Origin of the sequence: Pseudoalteromonas sp. S4492, from assembly GCF_005886115.1 — a bacterium.
Lineage (GTDB): Bacteria > Pseudomonadota > Gammaproteobacteria > Enterobacterales > Alteromonadaceae > Pseudoalteromonas > Pseudoalteromonas gelatinilytica.
Genome location: NZ_PNCP01000384.1, coordinates 1 through 283, shown reverse-complemented (window position 1 = coordinate 283; position 283 = coordinate 1). Strand labels below are relative to the sequence as shown.

Here is a 283-nt window from a genome sequence, read left to right as displayed (position 1 = left end):
AAGGCGAGTGCAGTTCATTAGGTAACAGACATCGAAACCCTAACTCATTCATACCCTGAACCAGCAGACTCTGATTGCTTGAATAGCGCTTATAGCGGGCCGCAATCCCTCCTTCTTCATCCAGCTCTGCCAGAGCCTGATGAAAAGCCCTCACGGTATGGGTTGGAGAAGTAAAACGCCACTTGCCCTTATTCTTTTCCATACATTGCCACTGATCATACAGATCCAGAGACAGTGAGCGGGCCTGCCCCTGGCATTGGGACAAAACACTTCGGCGAGCTAT

At 50.2% G+C, this 283-nt stretch carries 1 pseudogene; it reads right to left on the bottom strand.

The features are described 5' to 3' along the window. Positions 1-283: pseudogene (locus CWC28_RS21860) on the bottom strand (2-aminoethylphosphonate--pyruvate transaminase); the annotation flags it as partial.